At 67.0% G+C, this 21,791-nt stretch carries 12 protein-coding genes; 4 read left to right on the top strand and 8 right to left on the bottom strand.

Annotation, left to right across the window (positions count from 1 at the left end; translation table 11 throughout):
• Positions 1-6 precede the first annotated feature (6 nt).
• The 6 genes from K1X74_15490 to K1X74_15465 are packed head-to-tail and all read right to left on the bottom strand — an operon-like array spanning position 7 to position 8,934.
• Positions 7-684 (bottom strand): ABC transporter ATP-binding protein, encoded by a 678-nt coding sequence (locus tag K1X74_15490; GenBank protein MBX7167734.1) that lies wholly within the window; start codon positions 682-684, stop codon positions 7-9.
• Between the two features lie 35 nt (positions 685-719).
• A complete protein-coding gene (locus K1X74_15485; GenBank protein ID MBX7167733.1) occupies positions 720-1,967 on the bottom strand; it encodes a hypothetical protein in 1,248 nt (415 codons plus the stop codon).
• A gap of 31 nt (positions 1,968-1,998) precedes the next feature.
• Entirely contained in the window at positions 1,999-2,661 is a 663-nt protein-coding gene (locus K1X74_15480; protein MBX7167732.1) for an ABC transporter ATP-binding protein, read from the bottom strand.
• The gene (locus K1X74_15475) at positions 2,658-3,614 is read right to left on the bottom strand and encodes an ABC transporter permease (protein ID MBX7167731.1); all 957 of its coding nucleotides are present in this window, start codon (positions 3,612-3,614) and stop codon (positions 2,658-2,660) included. The genes K1X74_15480 and K1X74_15475 overlap by 4 nt, the downstream gene beginning before the upstream one ends.
• The gene (locus K1X74_15470) at positions 3,611-5,140 is read right to left on the bottom strand and encodes a substrate-binding domain-containing protein (GenBank protein MBX7167730.1); all 1,530 of its coding nucleotides are present in this window, start codon (positions 5,138-5,140) and stop codon (positions 3,611-3,613) included. Before K1X74_15470 ends, K1X74_15475 begins: the two co-directional genes overlap by 4 nt.
• On the bottom strand, positions 5,140-8,934 hold the full coding sequence (locus K1X74_15465; protein MBX7167729.1) for a PQQ-binding-like beta-propeller repeat protein: 3,795 nt from the start codon (positions 8,932-8,934) through the stop codon (positions 5,140-5,142). Before K1X74_15465 ends, K1X74_15470 begins: the two co-directional genes overlap by 1 nt.
• A 300-nt stretch (positions 8,935-9,234) precedes the next feature.
• Here K1X74_15465 and K1X74_15460 point away from each other — a divergent pair, with 300 nt between their 5' ends.
• From K1X74_15460 to K1X74_15450, 3 genes are all read left to right on the top strand, one after another.
• Positions 9,235-11,736, top strand: a complete 2,502-nt coding sequence (locus K1X74_15460; protein MBX7167728.1) for a DUF1553 domain-containing protein — start codon at positions 9,235-9,237, stop codon at positions 11,734-11,736.
• A gap of 146 nt (positions 11,737-11,882) precedes the next feature.
• On the top strand, positions 11,883-14,384 hold the full coding sequence (locus tag K1X74_15455; GenBank protein ID MBX7167727.1) for a hypothetical protein: 2,502 nt from the start codon (positions 11,883-11,885) through the stop codon (positions 14,382-14,384).
• 14 nt (positions 14,385-14,398) lie between these two features.
• A complete protein-coding gene (locus tag K1X74_15450; protein MBX7167726.1) occupies positions 14,399-18,487 on the top strand; it encodes a hypothetical protein in 4,089 nt (1,362 codons plus the stop codon).
• Between the two features lie 25 nt (positions 18,488-18,512).
• On the opposite strand, the gene K1X74_15445 is transcribed toward K1X74_15450, so the two are convergent.
• Positions 18,513-19,841, bottom strand: coding sequence for a DUF1501 domain-containing protein (locus tag K1X74_15445; protein ID MBX7167725.1), 1,329 nt, complete (start codon positions 19,839-19,841; stop codon positions 18,513-18,515).
• A 211-nt stretch (positions 19,842-20,052) separates the two neighbouring features.
• On the opposite strand from K1X74_15445, the gene K1X74_15440 reads away from it, so the two are divergent.
• Positions 20,053-20,391 carry a YunC family protein gene (locus tag K1X74_15440; GenBank protein MBX7167724.1) on the top strand — a complete coding sequence of 113 codons (339 nt, stop codon included), beginning with the start codon at positions 20,053-20,055 and terminating at the stop codon, positions 20,389-20,391.
• Between the two features lie 2 nt (positions 20,392-20,393).
• Here the strand turns inward: K1X74_15440 and K1X74_15435 are convergent, their stop codons facing one another.
• Complete coding sequence (locus K1X74_15435; GenBank protein ID MBX7167723.1) at positions 20,394-21,656, bottom strand: CinA family nicotinamide mononucleotide deamidase-related protein; 1,263 nt, start codon at positions 21,654-21,656, stop codon at positions 20,394-20,396.
• Positions 21,657-21,791 lie beyond the last annotated feature (135 nt).

Here is a 21,791-nt window from a genome sequence, read left to right as displayed (position 1 = left end):
CTGGCCTTAGACCAAGGCCCGATCGATCGCCGGCTCTTGGTGTGCCACGCGGCCCCGTTCGAGAAAGAACGAGCGTTCGGCCCTCGCTGCGGCCTGGGCATCGTGCGTGACGAGCAGGACGGTGCCACCGCCGCGATGAAAGTCGGCCAGCTGATCGAGCACGGCGGCCGCGTTGGCTGCGTCGAGATTGCCGGTCGGTTCATCCGCCAGCAGCAACTTCGGCTCGTTGAGCAGGGCCCGCGCCATGGCGACGCGCTGGCGCTCGCCGATGCTCAACTCGGCCGGACGATGATGCTCGCGCTCGCCGAGGCCGAATCGCTGCAGGAGCTGCCGAGCACGGCCAGAACGATCGCCCCCGGCGGAGGCCATCAGCACGTTGTCGAGCACCGTCAGATAGGGGAGCAAGTGAAAGAGCTGGAACACAAAGCCGATGGTCGCGGCGCGCCAGGCAGCGCGCTGGCCGCTCGACATCGCGGCCAGGTCTTGGCCGGCCACGACCACGCGGCCGCTGGTCGGCGCGTTGAGCCCGGCCACGAGCGTCAGTAGGGTCGACTTGCCGCACCCGCTCGGTCCACGCACGGCGACATATTCGCCGGTGGCCACCGTCAGGCTGACGTCGTCGAGTGCCCGCACCGTGCCACGCCGCGAGCTGTATTCTTTGCTGACGCGTTCAAGCTCGATCAAGCGAACGACTCCTTGAATTCACGGCACCGAGGCAATCACCCGCGCGACCGCATCAGGATCAATCCCATCAGCGCGCTCACCACGACGACGGCCCCTCCTAGCACGGCCAACCGCATGCGGACCAGCGAGCGGTAGCTCGGCTGCAGGGGAGTGGTCGTGCTCGCCGGGGCAGGGGGCATTGGCTCCGGCGCCGCGGCCGGGGACGATTCGGTCGTGGCTGTCGACGCCGGTTGAGGCTCCGACGTAGCGGGCTCGCCGGCGCTATCCGCCGCATCGCTCGGCGCGGAAGCCGAAGCGGGCGGATCGGGCGCGTCGAGCTCGGCACCGCCGGTCGCGGCCACCACCGCCGCCAGGTCTTCTTCCGGAGTCGAAGCGGGGCCGAGCGCATCGTCGTCGGCGTGCTCGGCCGACAATTCGTCGGCAATCTGTTCCCAGTCGGCCGCAATCAGCAAGTCCATGCCCGGGTTTTGCTCCTTGATCTCGCACGAGCAGGCGCCGGTCATGTAGCCTATGCATTGGTCCATATTGTCGGCCGTAATGCCAGCACCGATGTAGGGCTCCATCGCGCGGCCACGTCCATAGACGCCAAACACCATCGGCGTGTCGTAATTGGCCAGGTCGGCCTCGAGCGTGAGGAGGTTCTTGATCAGCGTGGCCTCGGCCGGATCGTCGCGGCGGACGACGAGCAGCCCCACTTCGGGCGGCGGCTCCGTCGACTCGACTACTACGTTGGCCGCCAGGTTGGCTTGCTGCGGCACCAGGCCCGCCGCGGCCCGGGCCAGGGCGCCCTTGGCCAATTGCACGGCTTCCTCCGAGGCCTGAGCATCGGCCCCGGTCAACACGAGCAGCATTCCTGCCTTGCCCGACGCCAGCAGCTCGACGATCTCCGTGCGGGCCGGCGATTGCTGCCATCGGTCGATCACGGCCGGCTCAAACGGACCGCGCTCGACCAGATCGCCGCGCGGCGAGAGCAGCAGATACGCGGGCAGTCGATCGGACAGTTCCTGGGCCGGCGCCTGGAACTGCTCGGGCAATTCGAACCCCTCCTGGGTGCGCGGGCGATGTTCGACCTGCAGGTTCAGATGCCCGCCGTCGAGCGCCGTAAACGGCACGTCGCCCACCGGCGCCGCTTCGTCTTCGAGCACGACCAGCGTGTAGGGCTCGGCCGTCCAACGGTACATGGCATAACGCCAAACCGGCGTCTCGCAGGCACAAGCCAGCAGGGCGCCCAGGAAAAACCCCACGGTCGTGCCGGCGGTCAACAAGCTTCTTCGCGTGGTCATGGGTATCCCTCTTGCGCTGGGCCTGATGCGTTCAGGTTAACAAGCCGCCGATGGTGCTCAAGACGCGTACGCGCCCGTCGCCGATCTCGATCCGCTCATCGGCCAGTCGCTCGGCCTCCAGGCGATTGTGCGTCACGTGCAGCGCCGTCACGCCCGTTTCCTGCTGCACGCGCTTGAGCAGGTCGATCATCACCAGCCGCGAATCGTCGTCGAGCGCCGAGAGCGGCTCGTCGAGGCACAGAATCGGCGGCCGGAACGACAGCGCCCTTCCCAGGGCGACGCGCTGCTGCTCGCCCCCGGAAAGCCCCTGTGGGCGCCGGTCCAGCAAATGCTCGACGCCGACGAGCCGGGCCATTTCGGCCACGCGGGCGCGGCGGTCGTCGCGCGACCAGCGCCGCACCGTCAGGGCAAACTCGAGATGCTCGCGCACGGTCATCGTTTGAAACAGCGCACCGTCTTGCGGGACAAAGCCGATGCCGCGCTGCGCGGCCTTCAAATGCGTCACCTCGTGGCCACACAGCCGAATGCATCCGGCCGTCGTGGACTTGAGGCCGCAAATCGCTTCGAGCAGCGTCGTCTTGCCCGAGCCGGTGCGACCCATCAGCACGGCATAGCGGCCCGCGGGAACGTGCAAATGCACGTCCGCCAGACGGAAGGCGCCGGACTGTACGTTGAGACCGATGACTTCGATCATCGCAGGGCCCGCCGCAACAGGTCTCCGCGCCCCAGGAACCGCACGACCACGAGCACGACCAGCGCCATCAGCACCATGAGCAGCGAGACGGCCACGGCCGCCTCGATATCGCCGATGCTCAGCTCCAGGAACACCGTCGTCGGCAACACCTCGGTCTTCATCCGCGTTGCGCCCGAGAAGACCAGGATCGGTCCGAACTCGCCAATGGCCCGGGCCCAGGTGAGCGTGGCGGCGGCCAGTACGCCGCTGCGGGCCTCGGGCAGCACGACCATCCAGAATGCCTGGCTGCGCGTGCAGCCCAGAGTTTGCGCGACCTGTTCCTTGCGCGGTGTGATCTCGTCGAAGGCCGTGCGCAGGGTTCGGACGGCAAACGCGGCGGCCACCATGAATTGAGCCAACACGACGCTGGGAATCTCGAACGTGATTCCGACGGGCCGATCGATCAGTCCCCAGGCGGCCAGCGGCCGCGTCGCCTCGGTGAACAGCGCCTCGAGCCAGTGACCCGGCGGCGTGCGAAACAGAATCAGCAGGCTCAGCCCGATCACCAGCGGCGGCAGCACGATGGGAATATCGAGCAGTGCGTCGATGATCAGCTTGCCGGGAAAGCGATACCGCGACAGCAGATAGCCGATCGGCACGGCCACCCACAAGGACAAGACCGTGGTCACGCACGACGACACCAGGGAGAGCATCGTCGCATAGCGAATCTCCGGCGAGCGGAGGGCCGCGGCGATCGCCGCCGGCGACGTAAACAGCGCATCGGCCGCCAGCGTGGCGGCGATCAGCACGACGTAGAAACCGCCCAGCAACACCAGCGCCGCGAGAAACGGCACATCGGAACCCACACGGTGCACGGGCCCCGGCACCAGCGGCGCGAGGTTCGCCGCCTCGGTCGACGGTGCGGTGGCGCCCGGGGAAGGCGGCGTCGGCGTCGAAGTGGGCGGAGCGGTCATGGGGCCTGCAATGTTTGAGCGACTGGACCCAGCCACTCGAAGCCGTTTTCCAAGAATCGCCGCCGCGAGCTGGCCGACAGAATGGCCGCGATCAGGCGGCTGCCCAACTGCGGAAAATGGCTGTCTCGCGCCAACGCCACGGGTTGGGTTGCCGAGCGGTTTTCGGCGTCGATCTGGATGGCTTCGAGCTGCTGCTCCGACCGCTTCACGTTGGCCGCAAACACGATCGCGGCGTCGAGATGCCCGGTGCGCAACTGGGTGACAAGCAGGTCGGCGGTCGGCGTCTGGCTGCGCACCTGCGGATAGACCTGTTCCCAAAGCCCGACCGACTCGAGCAGCCGCTTGCTCAGAGCGCCCAGGGCGCTTTGCTCGGGATTGCACATGCCGAGCTTCAGTTCCTTGCGGGTCAGGTCCTGAACGCCCGCGATCTTGTCCGGGTTGCCCCGCGGCACGGCGATCACCATGTCGGTACGACTGACGTCATGGATCTGGCCGAAGCGGTCACCCACGGTGCGCATGAAGCTCGAATCGCACGCCAGGTAGGCGTCAGGGTGATCGCCGGCCTTCATCTGCGCGACGAGAATGCCGCAGCCGTTGTAGACCGTGTTGACGGTTACGCCCTCGCGGGCCGCAAACTCGGCGACGGTCTCCTCGACCGCGGGCCGCAGCACGCCACCGCTATACAGCGTCAACTCCGGCCGGACGTCCCAGGGGTCGCCCTCGACGGTTTGGTACTTGCACGCGCGGAAGTGCGTCAGACCGCGATCGCGCGCGGCCAAGTACCGTGCCAGCCGCAGGGCCGCCGTGGCGTCTTGCGAACAAGTCAGCACCCCCAGCGAGATCGGCTGCGGCGGATTCGCCGGCGATTCGATCTGGATGGTTTCAAACTCGGGATAGGCTGCGGCGTTTGCGTCCCACAGGATGGCCGCATCGATCACGCCCAGTTTCAAGTCGTTGGCCACGTCGGTCACCGTCGGCTTAAAAGCGACCACGCGCGGCTGCACCTGTTCCCAGATACCCGCCTGCTCGAGAATCCGGCGACTGGTCAGGCCAATGGCGGCCGCCTCGCTCGCGAGCCCCAATCGCAACGATTCATCGAGCAGCGATTCGCTCCACCGTACCGACTTGGGATTTCCCTTGGGCACAGCCAGCACGGCCTGCTGCATCGCCAGCGGCAGCATTTCGGCCACGAGTCCCCGCTCGCGTCCTTGCTGCAGGTAGATGTCGTCGGCCGCGATGTACAGGTCACCTTTGCGGGCCAGCTCGATCGAGGCCAAGAGCGAGTTCGACCCGCCGAACTGCACGTCGACCTGAGTGCCGACTTCCTGTTCGAAGGCCGCGATCGCCTGTTCGATCGGCGCACGCAGCCCCGCTGCGCAGAAGACCTGCAGCGTTTGCGCCGCGGTTGCGCCGGCCGGCGGCTGTTTCGAACCGACCACTGCATGCTGGCCAGCACGAAACATGGCCAGCAGACCGCCCATGAGCAACAACGAGCCCACCAGGATCGACTTGAAACCGAACCGCATTATCGCGCCTCCTCGCGTATCGCTTCGAACCCACACAACAGCGGCAACGTCGCCGGATCGGCCGCCGCAGCGCCGGCCGCGGTGAAGGCAACCACCAGGCGATCGGTCACCGAGACGCCCGTGAACTCGCGGACGATCGCGCGGTGTGTTCCGCCGGCCGCCGCTACGGGGTCGAACTCGTGCAGGACCTCTTGTTCTTGCAAGAGAACGTTAAAGATCCGTTTGCCGGGACCAATTTCTTCCGGCTCGCAGAAGTACAGTCGCACGGTGAACCTGGCCGGCTCGGCCGACGGCGGGTCGATCTGCGGATCGAGCACCAGCCGCGTGATGCCCACGCACCCCGACGACGCGACCCACGGCACGGTGCTCCCGCCCACGCGCGACGAGTGCTGACAGAAATAGCCGGGACCATCGAATTCGACCGTCGCCTGGGGATAGGAATTCAGCCAGAGCCGGCCGTCGGGCGCCCGGCGATTGCCCGGGGCGCCCAGGTTCAAGGCCAGATGCCGCAGGTTCTTACCGTCTTTTAAATCGAATGTCGTCCACTGCTCGATCTCGGGCATATGCACCAGCGCCAACGACGACTGATTCTGGTAGCTGCAAGTGCACGACCGGGTATAGTCGGGCGCATTCAGCACACCGTCCGCCACGACCAGGTTGTTGCTGCACCCCGAGCGAAAACCGCCGAAATTGCCGGTGCCGCCGTCGTTGAGCAGATCGAAATAGCCGGCCGCGCCGCTGCGGAAGGTCAACAGATTTGCGCTGGCCATCGGCGTATTGCAGCCGTAGGTCCGTGTCCAGGTCCAGGGGACCGGCAACCCGGTCACCGGGTCGACGCGCTCGACCGGCTCACCGGTGAGCAGATGGCACGCGGCACCTGTGTACAGCACGCGATCGCCCAGCAGCATCGCCGGACCGGGATAGTCGCGTTCCCACAGTTCTCGGCCGTCGACTGCGGCCAGGGCTCGCATCTTGTTTGGTTCGTCGCCGAGCGTGTCGCGCGCGGGGCGTCCGGCTTCGACGACGACGTCGTACTCGGCCGAATAGCTCAACCAGGTGCCAAAGATCTCCTGATCGTCGGTCCATAGCACCTGGCCACTCGCCAGGTCGAAGCAAACCAGTCGGCTGGCCAGCTCGGGAGTCTCACCGCGACGTTTGAGGCGTTCGATTTCTCCCTTGGACAGCAGGTCGACCGCGTACAGCCGCCCGCCGCCGGCGCAGATCGCGTTGTGCCGGAACGAATACTTGGCTTCGGCCTGCCAGAGCACTTCGCCCGTCGCGCGGTGCAGGACGACCAACCGTTTGCTGGCGGCCAGGTTTTCACCTTTACCGAGCTGCGGTTTGCCGTTGCGTTCATCGGTGACCACCGGGTTGGCGCCGCCGATCAGATAGTCGCCCGCGACGTTCAGGTAGCCCCATTGAGCATCCTGGCCCTCGCCGGGGAGTCGATATTCGGCCGTCTTCTGCCCCGTCGCCGGATCGAGCCGCAAACAGCCCGGCGGATAGACGACATACACGCCGTCCGTGGCCGAGACGTAGTTCGTATTGGTCGCGTTCGCCCCGGGCTGATGCGCCATGTTGTTGAAGTAATCGCCTACGCCCGGCAGCTCGGCTTGCCACAGCAATCGCCCGGTATAGACGTCGCTGGCACGGAGAAAATCGACCCCCTCCATGTACACCCGGCCCGCGACGACCTGCGGTTGTGGGCCGTGGCCATGCCGCGGCAGCACGCCGTCGCTCTTGGGACCGCCAAACCAGAGTAGCCCGAGCGGCGCCTTGACGCGTTCGTCGAGCGAGACGCGCGTGTTCGCCGCATCGGCGTGTTCGTGGGTCCATTGTCCGGCGCCCGGCAGTGGACCGTCGCGAAACACGACGACGGCCTGATCGCGCCGTTCGGTGCGAGCCCCGGCCAACTGCGCCGCCGCAACCGCCGCGACGAGTTGTTCGGCCTGGTCGGTCGATGCCGTCGGCAAGTAGAGGGCGCCGCCATAGGGGCGGACCGCATCGAACGCGCGGGATATCTTCGACGGATCGTCGATCAGCGCGTGAACCTGTCCCGCGCCAAACACCGTCAAGCTCGCCAGGTAGGGCGGCAGCGCGAAGCCACCCAGGTCTCCGACATGCAACGACGTTTGGGCACCATACCAACCTGCCACGGTCGTCGATCGGCGCAGCCGCTCGATGCGGCCCGCGTCGGGATCGATCCCGACGACGTACAAAGACCCGTCGCGCACTAATTCCAGGTAGCCGGATTCGTCATCGAGCCCCCATACGATCGCATATCCTGTCGGGCCGCCGGAGGCCTCGCGAACCTGGGCCATGCGCTGCCGCGCACCTTCATCCACCGCCGGCGGAGTTTCAGCAGCTGCCAGGCTGGTCGCTTCCGCCGGGGCGTCGGCCCCGTAGCACAGGATCGAGCCCGCGTCGGTGACCACGTACAGCCGGTCATCGGCCGCGAGCAGCTCAAGCGGTGCGCCCTCGACGGGTTGTTGCCACAACAGCGTCGGTGCCGGCGGAGCCGGGGCCTCGGCCGCGGGCTTTGTTTCGGTCTCCGACTTTACGTCGGCCTGCACCGGCTCGGCGGCAGGTGCCGCAGGTGCGTCGAGCGACGGCAACTCGGGCAGCTGGAGACAGACGAGCTGCTGCTCGGCACCGGCATAAAGCCGCGAACCGGCTTGGATCAGACAATTGCCCCCCGGCGCGTCAAACGACCATAGCTTCGGCAGATCCCATTTCGACACGGTCGATTTCTCGCCCTTGCGACCGGTCTTCTCCTCGGTGGTGATTTCGGCGCGCCGCAGATCGTAGGCCTCGTACCCGCGATGGTAGCGGTAGATCGCCTCGGGACCGGCAACGACGTTGCCCGCCATCAAGCCCAGCGACCCGCCGGTGGCCAGATCGAAGATCTCGCCGCCGTTGACATAGAACTTGTCGCCGGCGGCGACTTCCCAGCCGCCTTGCTTGCCGTTGATCGCCAGCTCGAAGAAGCCCAACCTGCCCGAGTGGCGATCGAAGCCGGCCGCTATCGAGCGACCGCCAGGCACCAGCAACCGATCGCCAGATACGGTCAGCACGCCCTGCGGCGCGATCGTGGCAAAGGCGTCGGTGTTGTGCGGCTGCTGCATGTAGGTCGAGCCGATCCCGTCGTTGGTCCAAATGACCTCGCCGGTTCGCGCATCCAGGCAATGAATGAAAATCCCCATGAAGGGCCAGATGCTTGCGGCAAAATACACGCGGCAGTCGTCGGTCACGACCGGTGCGCCGCGGGCGGGCCATGCTGAAACCAACCGGTCGTTGCCCAAGATGCGTCGGTCCGAGGGCCCACCCCGAAACTTCCACGCCAATTGGCCGCTGTCGGTCGCGAGACAATACAGGTGGCCATCGTCCGAAACGAAGTAAACGTGATCGCCCCAGACGGCCGGTGCGAAGCGAATCGGTCCTTCTGCGCGAAACTCCCAGAGCGGCTGGCCCGTGCGGCTATCGACGGCCATCAGGCGGTCGTCGTTCGGCGAGCCGACCAGCAGCCGCCCGCCGGCAACCACCGGCTGATAGCAGCGATCGAATCGCAGTTTTTCCTGCTCAGGCCAGGCGGGCCGCGTCGCCGGCAGCCGCCAGCTCCATTGCAAATGCAGCTCCGCAGGAAGCTCGGCGGCGCTCACGCCGCTGTGTGCCGAATCGTGGCGCCAGGCAGGCCAGTCGGCCGCGCGAGCGTCGAGCGCCAACATGCCGGCAATCAGCAAACATCCCAGGGCGGCGCGTAACTGGACGCCGCAGCGCAACCTATTATCCACCATGCCGTTTCCGCCCGAATGAGGCCCAAGAATGTCCTCTGGCCAGCGTAGCCGTCCGCGCATCGCGCGGCAACCGGCGGGCCATTCGATCGGCCCGCGACGCGCGCGGTCTGGCCACACCGGGAGCAACGATTCTCGCGATCAGACACCGGAACACGGCGCCTAGAATCAACGCGTAAACACGCTTCGATGGATTTGCTTGCAGCCAGCCCCGCCGCTCGCGATAATCCCAAACGAGGTAAGCGCTTACCCAAGATGGGATCGCACTAGGGCGCGTGTTTCGAGCCGAAGGAGACGATCGTCATGCGGCTGTGTAGCCCCGAATCCAGGAATGTTGGCGTTCTGTTCGCGTTGACGTGCGTCTGGAGCGCCTCTTGCTTCGCCCTTGCGGGCGACTCGGAAACGGCCCCCGCCACGCCCCCTGCGCCCTTGTCCCTCGAGATCGGCAACGGCCTGCCGGTCGAACAGCCCGTCTTGCTCCGCGGCGCTGACTCGCGCGTGCAATTGGTCGTCAGCGGCGACTGCGCCGACCAGCGCACCCGCGATTTCACCGGGCAGGTGCAATACGCCGTTGAACCCGCCGGCATCGTGCAAATCGACAGCACGGGCCTGGTGCTGCCCTTGGCCGACGGTGAGGCAGTGATCACGGCATCCGCCGCGGGGGGGCCGACTGCGTCGCGAGCCGTACGCGTCGAGCATTTTGCCGATCAATTGCCGATCAACTTCCCGAACCAGGTCGTGCCGGTCTTCACCAAGTTTGGCTGCAACAGCGGCGGTTGCCACGGCAAGGCCAGTGGCCAGAACGGTTTCAAGCTGTCCCTGCTGGGGTTCGAGCCGAGTGAGGATTTCGAATACCTGGTCAAAGAAGCCCGCGGCCGCCGATTGTTTCCCGCGGCTCCCGATCGCAGCCTGTTGCTGGTCAAGGCGATCAACGCCGTCCCACACGGGGGCGGCATGCGGCTGCCGGCCGACTCGCACGAATACCGCCTGCTGAAGCGGTGGATCGCGCAGGGCATGCCCTATGGCAGCGATAGCGACCCGAAGGTCGCCCGCATCGAGGTCTTCCCCGCCCGGCGTCAGATGGACCGCCAGGGGGGCCAGCAACTCTGCGTGATTGCGCATTACACCGACGGCTCGACCGAAGACGTTACGCGGATGGCCCAGTTCGATCCCAACGATCCGGAAATGGCCGACGTTTCGGCGACCGGGCTGGTTCACACGCACGACCTCAGCGGCGACGTCGCCGTGATGGCGCGCTATCAGGGGCAGGTCTCCGTGTTCCGCGCCACGGTGCCGCTGGGCATCGTCGTGGCCGAGACTCCGGTGGCGGCCAACTTCATCGACGAGTTGGTCTTCGCCAAGCTGCGCGAATTGGGAGTGCCCCCCTCGCCCTTGGCAGACGACGCGACGTTCCTGCGGCGCGTCACCATCGACTTGGCCGGCCGGCTGCCGACACCCGCCGAGACCCAGGCGTTTGCGACCGAGAGCGATCCCGAGAAACGCACGAAGTGGATCGAGCAGCTCTTGGCCAGCGGCGACTATGCCGACTATTTCGCGAACAAATGGGCCGCCGTGCTGCGCAACAAGCGCCGCGACGCCGCGGGCATGCACGGCACCTACGCGTTTCACGACTGGATTCGCGAAAGCCTGTATTTCAACAAGCCCTACGATCAAATCGTGCGCGAGGTGCTGACCGCTTCGGGGGAAATCGCCGCGAATCCGCCCGTGGCGTGGTACCGCGAAGTCAAGGACGCGAACCAACAGGTCGAGGATTGTGCGCAGTTGTTCCTCGGCTTGCGGATTCAATGTGCCCGCTGCCATCACCATCCGTTCGAGAAGTGGAGCCAGCGCGACTACTACGGCTTCCAGGCGTTTTTCAGCACGATTGCCCGTAAGCCCGGCGACTACCCCGGCGAAGAGCGCGTGTTTGCCCGCCGCGCGAAGGCCGTGGCAAAACATCCCAAGACCGGCGAGACGCTCGAACCGACCGGCCTGGGTGCGGCGCCGCTCGACGTGAGTCCCGACCGCGATCCACGGCAGGCGCTGGTCGACTGGATGGCCGATCCGGCGAATCCGTTTTTCGCCCCGGCCCTGGTCAATCGCTATTGGAAGCACTTCTTTGACCGCGGTCTGGTCGATCCCGAGGACGACATGCGGGTCACCAACCCGGCGTCGAACCCCGAACTGTTGAACGCGCTCGCCCGGCACTTCATCGACAGCAAGTTCGACCTCAAGGACCTGGTCCGCTTGATCTGTAACTCGCGGACCTATCAGCTCAGTTCCGAACCGAACGAGTACAACCTGAGCGACAAGCAGAATTTCTCGCGCTATTACCCCAAGCGTCTGACCGCCGAAGTCCTGCTCGACGCGATCAATCAGGCGACGCTCTCCTCAACGGAATTTGACGGGCAGCCGGCCGGCACCCGCGCCGTGCAGCTCCCCGACCAAGGATCGAACACCTACTTCCTGACCGTGTTTGGCCGGCCGCAGTCGGATACGGCCTGCGAATGCGAGCGTTCGCAGGAAGCCAATCTGGCGCAATGCCTGCACCTGCTCAACTCGCCGGAAATCCAGGGCAAGCTCACCAACGGGAAAGGACGTGCCGCGCAGTTGGCTGCCGACCAGGCGCGCCCCGCCGCGGAGAAGATTCGCGAGCTGTACCTCTGGGTCTACTCGCGCCCGCCGGCCGACGAAGAGCTGCAAGTCGCCTTGGCCCACCTCGAAAAGAACCAGGGCTCTCAGGCGGCCTATGAGGACGTTTTATGGGCCTTGATCAACACCAAGGAATTCCTGTTCAACCACTAAGGGCCACCCCGCCTGGTGGCCGGCGCGCAGAGTCCGTCCCTCCTAATTAGAGTGGTGAAGAGCGGGGGCAGCGCCGCTGACACCGACCCTCCCCGCCCGCCGCGGCACCCCATGCCGGGCGGCCTCGCCTCCGGTAGAACGCCCCCATGTCGTGCCGCATCTCCTGGCTTGCCGTCTCGTTGTGCGCCCTGTCGGTCGGTACGGCCGAAGGCCAGTTGCCAACGATCCGTTTGAGCAACGTTTTTCCCCCGGGCGGACGTCAAGGCACGCAGGTCGACTTTTCGATCGCCGGAGTTGATCTCGACGCCGTCGGCCGGCTGAGCTTTACGCACCCCGGCATCGCGGCGGTTGCCAAGACCAAGCCGGTCGAAGGCCAGCCCCAGCCGCAGCCCGTTCCGAATGAGTTCACCGTCACGATCGCCGCCGATGTGCCGCCGGGCGTTTACGAGGTGCGCGCAATCGGCCTCTACGGCAGCTCCAATCCGCGGCGATTCGTCGTGAGCGCCGCACCAGAAAGCGTGGAAGTCGAGCCGAACGATGCGCAGGCCCAGTCCACCACCACGGCACTTGAAACGGTCATCCACGGCCGATTCGCCGCGGCGCGTGACATCGATTGGTTGCAATTCCCGGCCACGGCCGGGCAGACGGTGATTGCCGAAGTCCTCGCCGAGCGCATCGACTCGCGGGCCGACGTGGCGCTGGAACTGTACAACGCGGCCGGCCAAATGTTGGGCAACAGTCGCGACCGCGTGGGCCTGGACTCCTTGGTGGCGGTCAAGATCCCCGCCGATGGCACCTATTTCTTGCGGCTTTACGACTTCGCCTATGGCGGCAGCCCCGACCATGTCTGGCGGCTCGTGCTCACGGCAGGTCCACACGTCGAGGCCGTGTTTCCCAATGTGGTCACCCAAAACACCACGGCGACCGTGCAATTGATCGGCCACAATCTGCCGGGTAGCCAGGTGATTGCCCAACTACCGCAGGGCGAGGCGCTCGAAGCGCTGGCCAGTTCGATCACGGCTCCGGCCGATCCGGTCGGGATCGCCGATCAAGCGCATTCGTTTGTGCGCGGAGCCGGGACGGCGCTGGACTGGCTGACGGCCTCGTTGCCCGTCGGCACCGCAAGCGTTTCGGCCACGGTGAACACGTCGCCCTGGCCCGTGTTGGTCGAGGCGGAGCCGAACAACGACCCCGCCGCACCGCAGACGCTGACGACGCCGGTCGAAGTCGCGGGCCAGTTTTCCCCGCGTGGCGACGTCGACTACTTCACGTTCGCCGCCCAAAAAGACGCCGTATTTTGGATCGAGACGATCGCCGAACGCGCCGGCTCGCCGGCCGATCCGTTTGTGATGCTGCAGCGTCTGGCGACGAACGACAAGCAAGAAACGACGGCCATCGACCTCCAGGAAATCGACGACACGCCCGTTCGCGCCGATTCGGTCCTGGCCGGGGCCGCCAGCCGCGACGGCGTGTTCCGGTTCGTGGCACCCGAGACGGCCACCTATCGCCTGCAGGTACGCGATCTGTACGGCGAGTCGCGTGGCGACCCGCGGCTGACCTACCGCCTGGTCGTGCGCCCCGAGACGCCTGACTTCCGCCTGGTCGCGCTACCGATGTTTCTGGTGCCACAGCCGTGGGGCGCGATCGTCCGCCGTGGCGGCCACACACCGCTGATGATCGAGGCCCTGCGCAAGGACGGCTTTGCCGGGCCAATTGAACTGAGCGTCGAGGGCCTGCCGCCGGGCATCACCTGTCCGCCGGCGATCATCGGCACCGGCCGCGACGGCGCGCCCTTGGTCTTTACCGCCACCGAGGACTGCGCCGATTTCGCCGGGCCGATCCGCATTGTCGGTCGAGCGAAAATTGGCGAAGCGGACGTGGTGCGCGAGTGTCGCGAAGCGACCACGCTCGTGGCCGGCGCGCCGGTGCCTGCCCAATGGACACGGCTGGCGCAGGATCACGCGGTAGCGGTCGGTCCGCTCGCGCCGCTGCGCGTCTCCACTTCGGCGACCAGCGCGCAACTCGTTCAGGGCCAGCGGTTCGAAGTGCCGATCGAAATCGCGCGCCGCGAGGGCTTTGCCGGAGCGGTTACGCTCGTCGCCTCGTTGCCGCCGAAACCGCTCGAAGGACAAATCGCAGTGGCCGACGCCCAAACGTCGGCAACATTTCCTGCGCAACTGCCCGCCGATTTTCCGCCGGGAACTTACAGCCTGTACATCGTCGGTACCGCCAAGGTCCCTTCGCCGCGCAAGGACGACAAGGGGAACGTAATTGCCGTCGATACGGTCGAAGTGACCACACCGATCGTGCTGCAGGTGGCGCCGGGGCCGCTGGTCTTGGCGCCCGAGGTGCCTGGCGGCGGGGCGGTCAAGCAAGGAGCCGCGATCGACGTGCCCGTCAAACTCACCCGCCGTAACGAATTCGCCGGCCCCGTGACGCTCGACCTGGTGCTGCCGGCCGGCGTCGCGGGCATTCAAGCGGCCGAAGTCGTCGTGCCGGCGGATCAAGCCGCGGGCACCTTGCACATCGCGGCCGCGGCCGACGCCACGGAAGGAACGCACGCTCACGTCGCCGTGCGTGCCCGCATGGAATTCGCCGGACGGATGGTCGAGGTCCACCAGCCGATTCCGCTGGTCGTGCAGAAATAACGCGAGGATGATTGATGAGTTGCCAGGTTCTCCCGCTGCCGCGCGGCGCGCTTGCCGCCCTGGTCCTTGTGGCTGGCGTCTGCACGAGCTGGTCGAGCCGTGCCGATGACCCGGCACCGATCGCCGTGGCTGAAATCAAACACCAGGACCCGGTCAATTTCGAGCAGGAGATCCTGCCGCTGCTGCGGGCGAACTGTCTGGCCTGTCATAACGCGGCCAGTGCCAAGGGCGAACTAGTCCTCGAGACCCCGGCGACGATCGCCAAAGGGGGTGCCAGCGGCGCGGCCGTCGAGCCCAACAAGGGCAGCGAAAGTCTGCTGCTGGCCGTGGCCAGCCATCAGTCCGAGCCGATCATGCCGCCAGCCGACAACCGCGTGGGGGCGAAGAATTTCACGCCGGAAGAACTCGGCCTGTTGAAGTTGTGGATCGACCAAGGCGCGACGGGCGAAGTCTCTGCCGCGTCGGGCGCGCCGCAATGGCAGCCGTTGCCGCCCGGCGTGCACCCGGTTCTGGCTGCGGCGATCTCCCCCGATGCGCAATACGTCGCCTGCGGACGCGCGAATCAGATCTTTGTCTACCACCTGCCCACCGAGCGGCTCGTCGCCCGGTTGACCGACCCGCACCTGCTCGCCGCCAAGGTTTACGACCAGGCCGGCGTCGCTCACCTCGACATCGTTCAATCGCTCTCTTTCAGCCCCGACGGCCTCATGCTCGCATCCGGAGGTTATCGCGAAGCGAAACTCTGGCAGCGTCCCGAGGCGGCACTGGCCGGCGAACTGGCCGCGGGGGCCGACGTTGCGGCGCTCGCCACGAGTCCCGACGGCCATTGGTTGGCCAGCGCGGGGCGCGATGGCCGCGTGCGGCTTTACAATACCGCGGACAATGCGCCCGGACCGGTGCTGATCGGTCATCGTCAGGCCGTGACAGCCGCGCGTTTTCTCGACGGCGAGACCCTCGCGACGGCCAGTCTCGACGGCACCATCGCACGCTGGCGCGTGGCCGACGGGGCGCTGCTTTTTCAACTCCCCCTTGGCGTGCCGGTCTACGATCTGGCGCAGCAGCCCGGAACGTCGACACTCGCGTTGGCCTGCGACGACGCCCTGATTCGTCTCGCCGACATCGCAGGACCCGAGCGTACGCTGCTAGCCGACGCCGAGGTCCTGCGGATTGCCGTGAGCCCGGATCGCCAACTGGTCGCCGCGGTTCGGCCGACGGGTCCCATCGACGTGATTCGGCTGGCAGACGGGCAACTGGTGCGCACGCTCGATGGCCATGCCGATGGCACGATGGCCGTCGCCTTCCTTCCCGACTCCCAGCGCGTCGTCTCGACCGGTGCGGACAAGACGCTCAAGGTGTGGGAAACGTCGCGCGGCGCCGTGACCGCTCAGGTCGCGTTGAACGAGTCGCCCACGGCGGCGCTCGCCTCGGCGGGCGACGGTTCTCGGATTGCCTGGGCCGATCTGGCAGGGCGCGTTTCGGTCTGGACCCTGGGCCAGGACCAGTCGCAAGTCGTGCACGAGGCGGCCGGCGATCCGGTCAGCGGGCTGGCAGCCAGCGCCGACGGTCAGACGTTGTACCTCGCTCGCCAGAGCGGCCAAGTCGCCGCGGTGGCGGCGGCCGAGACAGCGGTTCGCTGGAGCATCGCGTCGGGCGCCGCGGCAGCATCGCTGGCCCTGACCGCCGACGGTACGGGATTGATCGTCGGCGGCGGCGATGGCCTGGTGCGCTTGTTCAATTCGGCCGACGGACAGGCAATCGCCTTCCCTGCCACGCCAGCCGACGGGGCGATTGTCGATGTGGCCGCTTCGGCCGATGGCCGCCACTTACTCGTCGCGACCGCCCGGGGCGAAGTGCGCGCGCTGTTGCGCGCGACCGGGCAAATCGCGCAAGTGCTCTCCGGCCCCGGTGGACGCAGCGCGACCGGCGCTTTCGCCGGCGATCTGGCGATCCTCGCGGCGAACAAGCTCTTGACCGTGGCACCTTTGGGGGTTCGCCAGGTTTTAGCGGGCCACTCGCAAGCAGTGACCCACGTGGCCACGGCCGCCGGCGCGCCCCAGGTGCTCGCCTCGGCGGGCCGCGATGGCTCGGTTCGACTTTGGGACCTGGGCAAGGGTGAAGCGACGCGCCAACTCGACATGGGCGCGGCGGTCTCGGCGCTGGCCTTGCGGGCGGATGGACAGCGCGTCGCGGCGGCGGGCGAGAATCGCCTTTGCCGCTTGTGGAACGCGGCCGATGGCGCACAAGTCGCCGAGCTGGTGGGCGACTATCGCGCCACGCAGGCCGTTGCGAGAAAAGAGGCTTACGTCAACCTGGCCAAGAACAACGCCGAAACCGCAGCCAAGCTGTTGGCCGATGGTCGCAAAGCGATCGACGACACGGCCACCGAGTTGCAAACGGCCACGGCCGCCGTCGGCCCCGCGCAAACCGCCGCTGACGAAGCAGGCACCAAGTCGAAGGAAGCGCTCGCCGCCAAGGACGCCGCTACGAAGGTTGTGGCCGACGCCGAAGCCACGCTCAAGGCGGCCACCGACGCCAAGGCCCTGGCCGAAAAGCTTGCCAACGAGCAGACCGCGCTGGCGGCGGCCGTGACAGGCGCGGCCGACCAGGCGCAGGCAGCAGTCGCCGCCGCAACCACGGCCCAGACCGCTGCGCTGGCCGCGCTCGAACAACTCAAGACCGCGGTCGCCACGGCCACGGGCGACGAGGTGTTGAAGGCGAACCTGGCCGCCGCCGAGAAGATTGCCGCCGACCTCGCACAGGTGGCCAGCTCGCTGGGCACGGCACTCGATCAATCGAAGCAAACCGCGGCGACGCGCAAGACCATCGCCGATCAGGCCGTGGCCGAATTGCAGGCGGTCGACAAGCGCGTGGCCGATGCCACGGCTGCCGTCGCTGCCGAAAAAGAGAAACTCGCGGCCCTGGACAAGACGGCAACCGATCTGACGGCCGCGGCCAAGACGACGGCCGACGCCTTGGCGGCCGCCATGCGCAAGGCCACCGACGCGACGGCCAATCACGACCGGGCCAAGCTCGCGCTGCCGGGGCTGGAAACACGCAACGGCGACGCGACGACGCTCTATGAGCGCGTGCGGCACGAGCTCGAAGAACTGCAACAACTGGCTCGCTCGCGCGAGGGTGTCGTTCGCACGCTCGCATTTTCGCCCGACGGGCGCCTGCTGGCGGCGGCCGGCGACACGGGCATCATGCAATGCTTCTCCAGCGAGACGGGCACTGGCACAAACGCCTTCACCGGCCCTGCCGCGGCGGTCACCGCGCTGGCGCTGCTCGGCAACGACCAGGTGGCCACGGCCACCGCCGGCGGTGCCATCCGCCGCTACGGCCTCGATCCAGCCTGGACGTTGTTGCGCACGATCGGCCCACCGGCCGAGGCGCCGTTGGCGGTCGAGCATTCGCTGCTGGCCGATCGCGTTGCGGCGCTGGCCTTCAGCCCCGACGGCAAGCTGCTGGCCACCGGCGGCGGCGAACCTTCGCGCAGCGGCGAGCTGAAAATCTGGAGCGTTGCCGACGGCGCCCTGGTTCACGAACAGCCCGACGCTCACAGCGATACGATCTTCGGTCTCGACTTTTCCTGGGACGGCCGGTACCTCGCCTCGTGCGGGGCCGACAAGTTCGTCAAGGTCTGGGACCTCGCAACGCACCATTTGTCCCGGTCGCTCGAGGGTCACACGCATCACGTGATGGGAGTCGCCTGGCGCTGGGACGGGCAGGTGCTTGCCAGCGGCGGCGCGGATAATGCCGTGAAGGTCTGGGGCTTTGACACCGGCGAACAGATCCGCACGATCGGCGGCTTCGGCAAGCAAGTCACCGGGATCAGGTTCGTCGGCAGCACGCCGCAGATCGCCACCAGCGCCGCCGATAACAATGCCCGCCTCTCGAACACCGAAGACGGCAAGGGCATTCGCGGCTTCGGCGGGGCCAGCGATTACCTGTACTGCGTCGGCGTCTCGGCCGACGGCTCGATCATCGTCGCCGGCGGCGCCGATGGCGTGCTCCGCGTCTGGAACGCCGCCGACGGCAAGCAGATCGCCACCTTCGCGGCGCCGGAGCCGACGGCCGCGGCGCCACAGCAGGCTCAGCGCTAACGGGGACAGCTCGCCGCCGGTCGCGTCAGACCAGCTCCGCGATAACCTCGTGCCGTTCGAGCACGTAGCGCGGGCGCCCCTGGTGATCGGTGAACGTCTGATGCGTGTCGATGCCCAAATGGCGATACACCGTCGCCAGCACGTGCTCGGGGCGATACGGAGCCGAAGCGGGCATCTCGCCTTTGCGATTCGAGCTGCCGACGATTTGCCCGACTTTGAGGCCGCCGCCGGCCAGCAGCACGCTCATCACCGCGCCCCAGTGATCGCGCCCGGCCGTCTTGTTGAACCGCGGCGTGCGCCCGAACTCGCCCATCGCCACGACGAGCACGTCGCGATCGAGACTGCGCTCGTAGAGATCGTCGACGAGCGCGGCGACCGCGCGGTCGTATTCGGCGGCGCGCGGCCGGAGTCGCTTGGCCAGGTCGCGGTGATCGTCCCAGCCGCCGATCCGCACGGTGACAAACGCCACGCCCGCTTCGACCAGCCGCCGGGCCAGCAACAAGTTCTGCCCGGTTGCCGTTTGACCATAGCTTTCGCGCTTCTCGGGCGACTCTTTGGCCAGATCGAATGCGCGCCGCGCGGCCGGACCGGTGACCATCTCAAAGGCCTCGGCCGTGAACTGGTCCAACGAATCGCCGACACCGCGGCGATCGACCACGCGGCGGCCCTCGTCGAAGGCGGCCAGCAGTGCCCGCCGATCGGCGAGCCGGCTGGCGTCTACGCCCTTGGCCAGGGTCAAATTGTTGACCTTGAACTTGGGATGATTCGCGTCGAGCACCGTCTCGAAGGGGTTGAACCCCTTGCCCAGAAACGCCGCCTCGCCCGAGCGCATCATCCGCGGCAAGGCCACATATTGCGGCAGTCCGCAGTCGGCGTCCTGGCGAGACCACGCCGCGATCGAGCCGGCGCTGGGCATTTCGTTTTCTTTGGCCTGGCGATCGCGCAGGTAGTAACCGGTCTGCGTGAGATGCGCCGAGGTTTCATGGCTCGACGAATCGTGGGTGATCGACCGGACCACCGCCAGGCGGCTGGCTATCTTGGCCTGCGCGGCGAACATTTCGCTGAAATACTCGCCGGCCAGCACCGTCGGTACGACTCCGAGCGGCCCGCGATATTCGCGCGGCGCGTCGGGTTTCGGGTCGTACGTCTCGAAATGCGAGGGACCGCCGGCAAGCTCGAGAAAGATCACGCTAGTGCCACGGGGCGCCGTCGCTTCGTTACGCGCCGCCTGTGCGCGTGCCCGCAGCAAATCGGGCAGACTCAACGCCCCCAGGCCGAGAAATCCGGCGCGCAGTACGCTGCGCCGCGGGATGGCGTCGCAGCAACGGAACCGCTGACCCGTCAACTCCAGCATGGTGGCACCTCGCGATCGCTGAGCCCAAACATTCCGATCGAGTCCACGCCAGGGGAAAGTTTAGATAGCCCTGGGAAAGAGGGTCAAGCGCGACCGCCCAAGCGGGGACAATCCGCAAAGTCGCCTGCCGGTTGCTCGCCGAACGCCGACCGGCAAAAATTTGAACGTCGCCCCGCCCCCCCAAGAAGGCCCCCGCGAGGGGAGTCACACGATGGCACTGCTTGGCAAGCTGACCGAACGCACCACGGTCCTCGAAACGCCGCATGGCACCGCGATGGGCACCAGCTATCGCTGGCCGACGGGTCAATACTGCGCAATTCATACGGACCGCGGCTTCGTCGGTTGCGGCATCTACGACGTCCACACGGCCGGCGAGTTTGGCATCGTCGTCGCGATCGCCCGCGGCACGCCGCAAAAGCCGCTTTGCGAACCCGAAGACCTCTACGAAGCCAAGATCGTCGACGTCAGCGAGCCGGCGCGCCAACTCGGAATCGTGCCCGGCATGACGGGCCTCGAAGCGCTGGGCCGGCTCTTGCAGGCATCGACGTAACGCTACGTACCGGCCTGGTCCTGACGCAGCAGCGCGAGCCGCACCAGGTTGAGCGCCTGCTTGGCGCTGCGGACTTTCAGGATCGACGGGTGTCCGGCAAAAGGCACGCTGCGCACCAGGGTCGCGACGGGCGAGCTGAGGGCGTAATATACGCGTTTCGGCTCGGCAGCTTTCGGATCGAACTCGGGAAAGTCGCTGATCGCCAGCGCGTAGTCGGCGTGGAAATTCGCGCGGCACGCGGCGGCCATCGCCTCGGCCACGGGGCCGCTGGCCGGTCCATGTTGCGCGAGCAGAAGATCGGCATTGGCCATCAGCCCGCGCAGGGCCGCCGCATTGCGGATGACGCTGCCCCCAACGAATAACGGGGTCGCCTCGGGCAAGTCGCTCAACCAGTGGGCGACCAGTCCGCCGGTGCCCCACTCGGCGACGGCGAGCGTCTTCCCCTCGTCGGCCAGCAAGCGCGCCACGGCATGTTCGAGTTCGTCGTCTTCCTCGCCAAATACCACCTCGCCCAGGCAGTCGTAGATCGTCCGCACGGTATCCTCCATCGACGCGAGGCACGCCTCGGACGAAGATCCCGCGGCGGTGATGCGCAAGGTGATCGTGGCGCCACTCACGGTGATGCCGACGCTCGGTTCCCGGCCGCGGCGGATCAAGTCGGGCAGCTTGGCCTCGACGTGGCTTTCGCCCAGCCCGAAGCACTTGATCCGGCGATGCCGGATGACCCGACCACCGCTCGTGGCCGCGATGGCCGGCGCGACATACGCCTGCCAGATTTCGCGCATTTCCGCCGGCACGCCCGGCAGGGCAAAAATGCGGCACGGCGTGCGCCCCGGACGGGGGATTTCCACGTCGATGCCCGGCGCGGTGCCCGCCGGATTGAAAATCGGGCGGGTGCCCGCTGGAAACATGGCCTGCACGACATTCCGTTCGGGCATGTCGCGCATGAATCGCGCGAACAGATCTCGGATGTGGTCGAGGCTCGCCTGGTCCAACACGAGCTCCACGCCCAGGACCCCCGTCAAGGCCTGCCGAGTCAGGTCGTCCTCGGTCGGCCCCAAACCGCCGGTGCTGACGACCACGTCGGCACGGTCGGCCGCCTCGCGGAATACCCGGATATTGGCCTCCAGGTCATCGGCCACGGTGCTGTGGAACAGGACCCGTGCGCCCAGCTCGCACAGCCGCTCGCTGAGCCATTGACTGTTGGTGTCGAGACGCTGCCCCGTGGTGAGTTCGTCGCCAATCGAGATGACTTCGGCCAGCATAGACGCTCGGTTCAAGCAGTTGGTCAGGAAAGTGTTGACGGAAGCGTGGGCTCGTTCGGCGTTGCGCCGACGGATTGCTCATGGGTCCGTCGAGCGGTTGCCGAAGTCCTCTATAATGTAGTGCCTCGCCGGCCG

Source organism: Pirellulales bacterium (assembly GCA_019694435.1).
Lineage (GTDB): Bacteria > Planctomycetota > Planctomycetia > Pirellulales > JAEUIK01 > JAIBBZ01.
This window is presented reverse-complemented; position numbering and strand designations above follow the sequence as displayed.

Coding starts and splice junctions, on each gene's coding strand:
- K1X74_15485 (MBX7167733.1), bottom strand. CDS start 1,967: ATGACCACGCGAAGAAGCTTGTTGACCGCCGGCACGACCGTGGGGTTT.
- K1X74_15480 (MBX7167732.1), bottom strand. CDS start 2,661: ATGATCGAAGTCATCGGTCTCAACGTACAGTCCGGCGCCTTCCGTCTG.
- K1X74_15475 (MBX7167731.1), bottom strand. CDS start 3,614: ATGACCGCTCCGCCCACTTCGACGCCGACGCCGCCTTCCCCGGGCGCC.
- K1X74_15470 (MBX7167730.1), bottom strand. CDS start 5,140: ATGCGGTTCGGTTTCAAGTCGATCCTGGTGGGCTCGTTGTTGCTCATG.
- K1X74_15465 (MBX7167729.1), bottom strand. CDS start 8,934: ATGGTGGATAATAGGTTGCGCTGCGGCGTCCAGTTACGCGCCGCCCTG.
- K1X74_15460 (MBX7167728.1), top strand. CDS start 9,235: ATGCGGCTGTGTAGCCCCGAATCCAGGAATGTTGGCGTTCTGTTCGCG.
- K1X74_15455 (MBX7167727.1), top strand. CDS start 11,883: ATGTCGTGCCGCATCTCCTGGCTTGCCGTCTCGTTGTGCGCCCTGTCG.
- K1X74_15450 (MBX7167726.1), top strand. CDS start 14,399: ATGAGTTGCCAGGTTCTCCCGCTGCCGCGCGGCGCGCTTGCCGCCCTG.
- K1X74_15445 (MBX7167725.1), bottom strand. CDS start 19,841: ATGCTGGAGTTGACGGGTCAGCGGTTCCGTTGCTGCGACGCCATCCCG.
- K1X74_15440 (MBX7167724.1), top strand. CDS start 20,053: ATGGCACTGCTTGGCAAGCTGACCGAACGCACCACGGTCCTCGAAACG.
- K1X74_15435 (MBX7167723.1), bottom strand. CDS start 21,656: ATGCTGGCCGAAGTCATCTCGATTGGCGACGAACTCACCACGGGGCAG.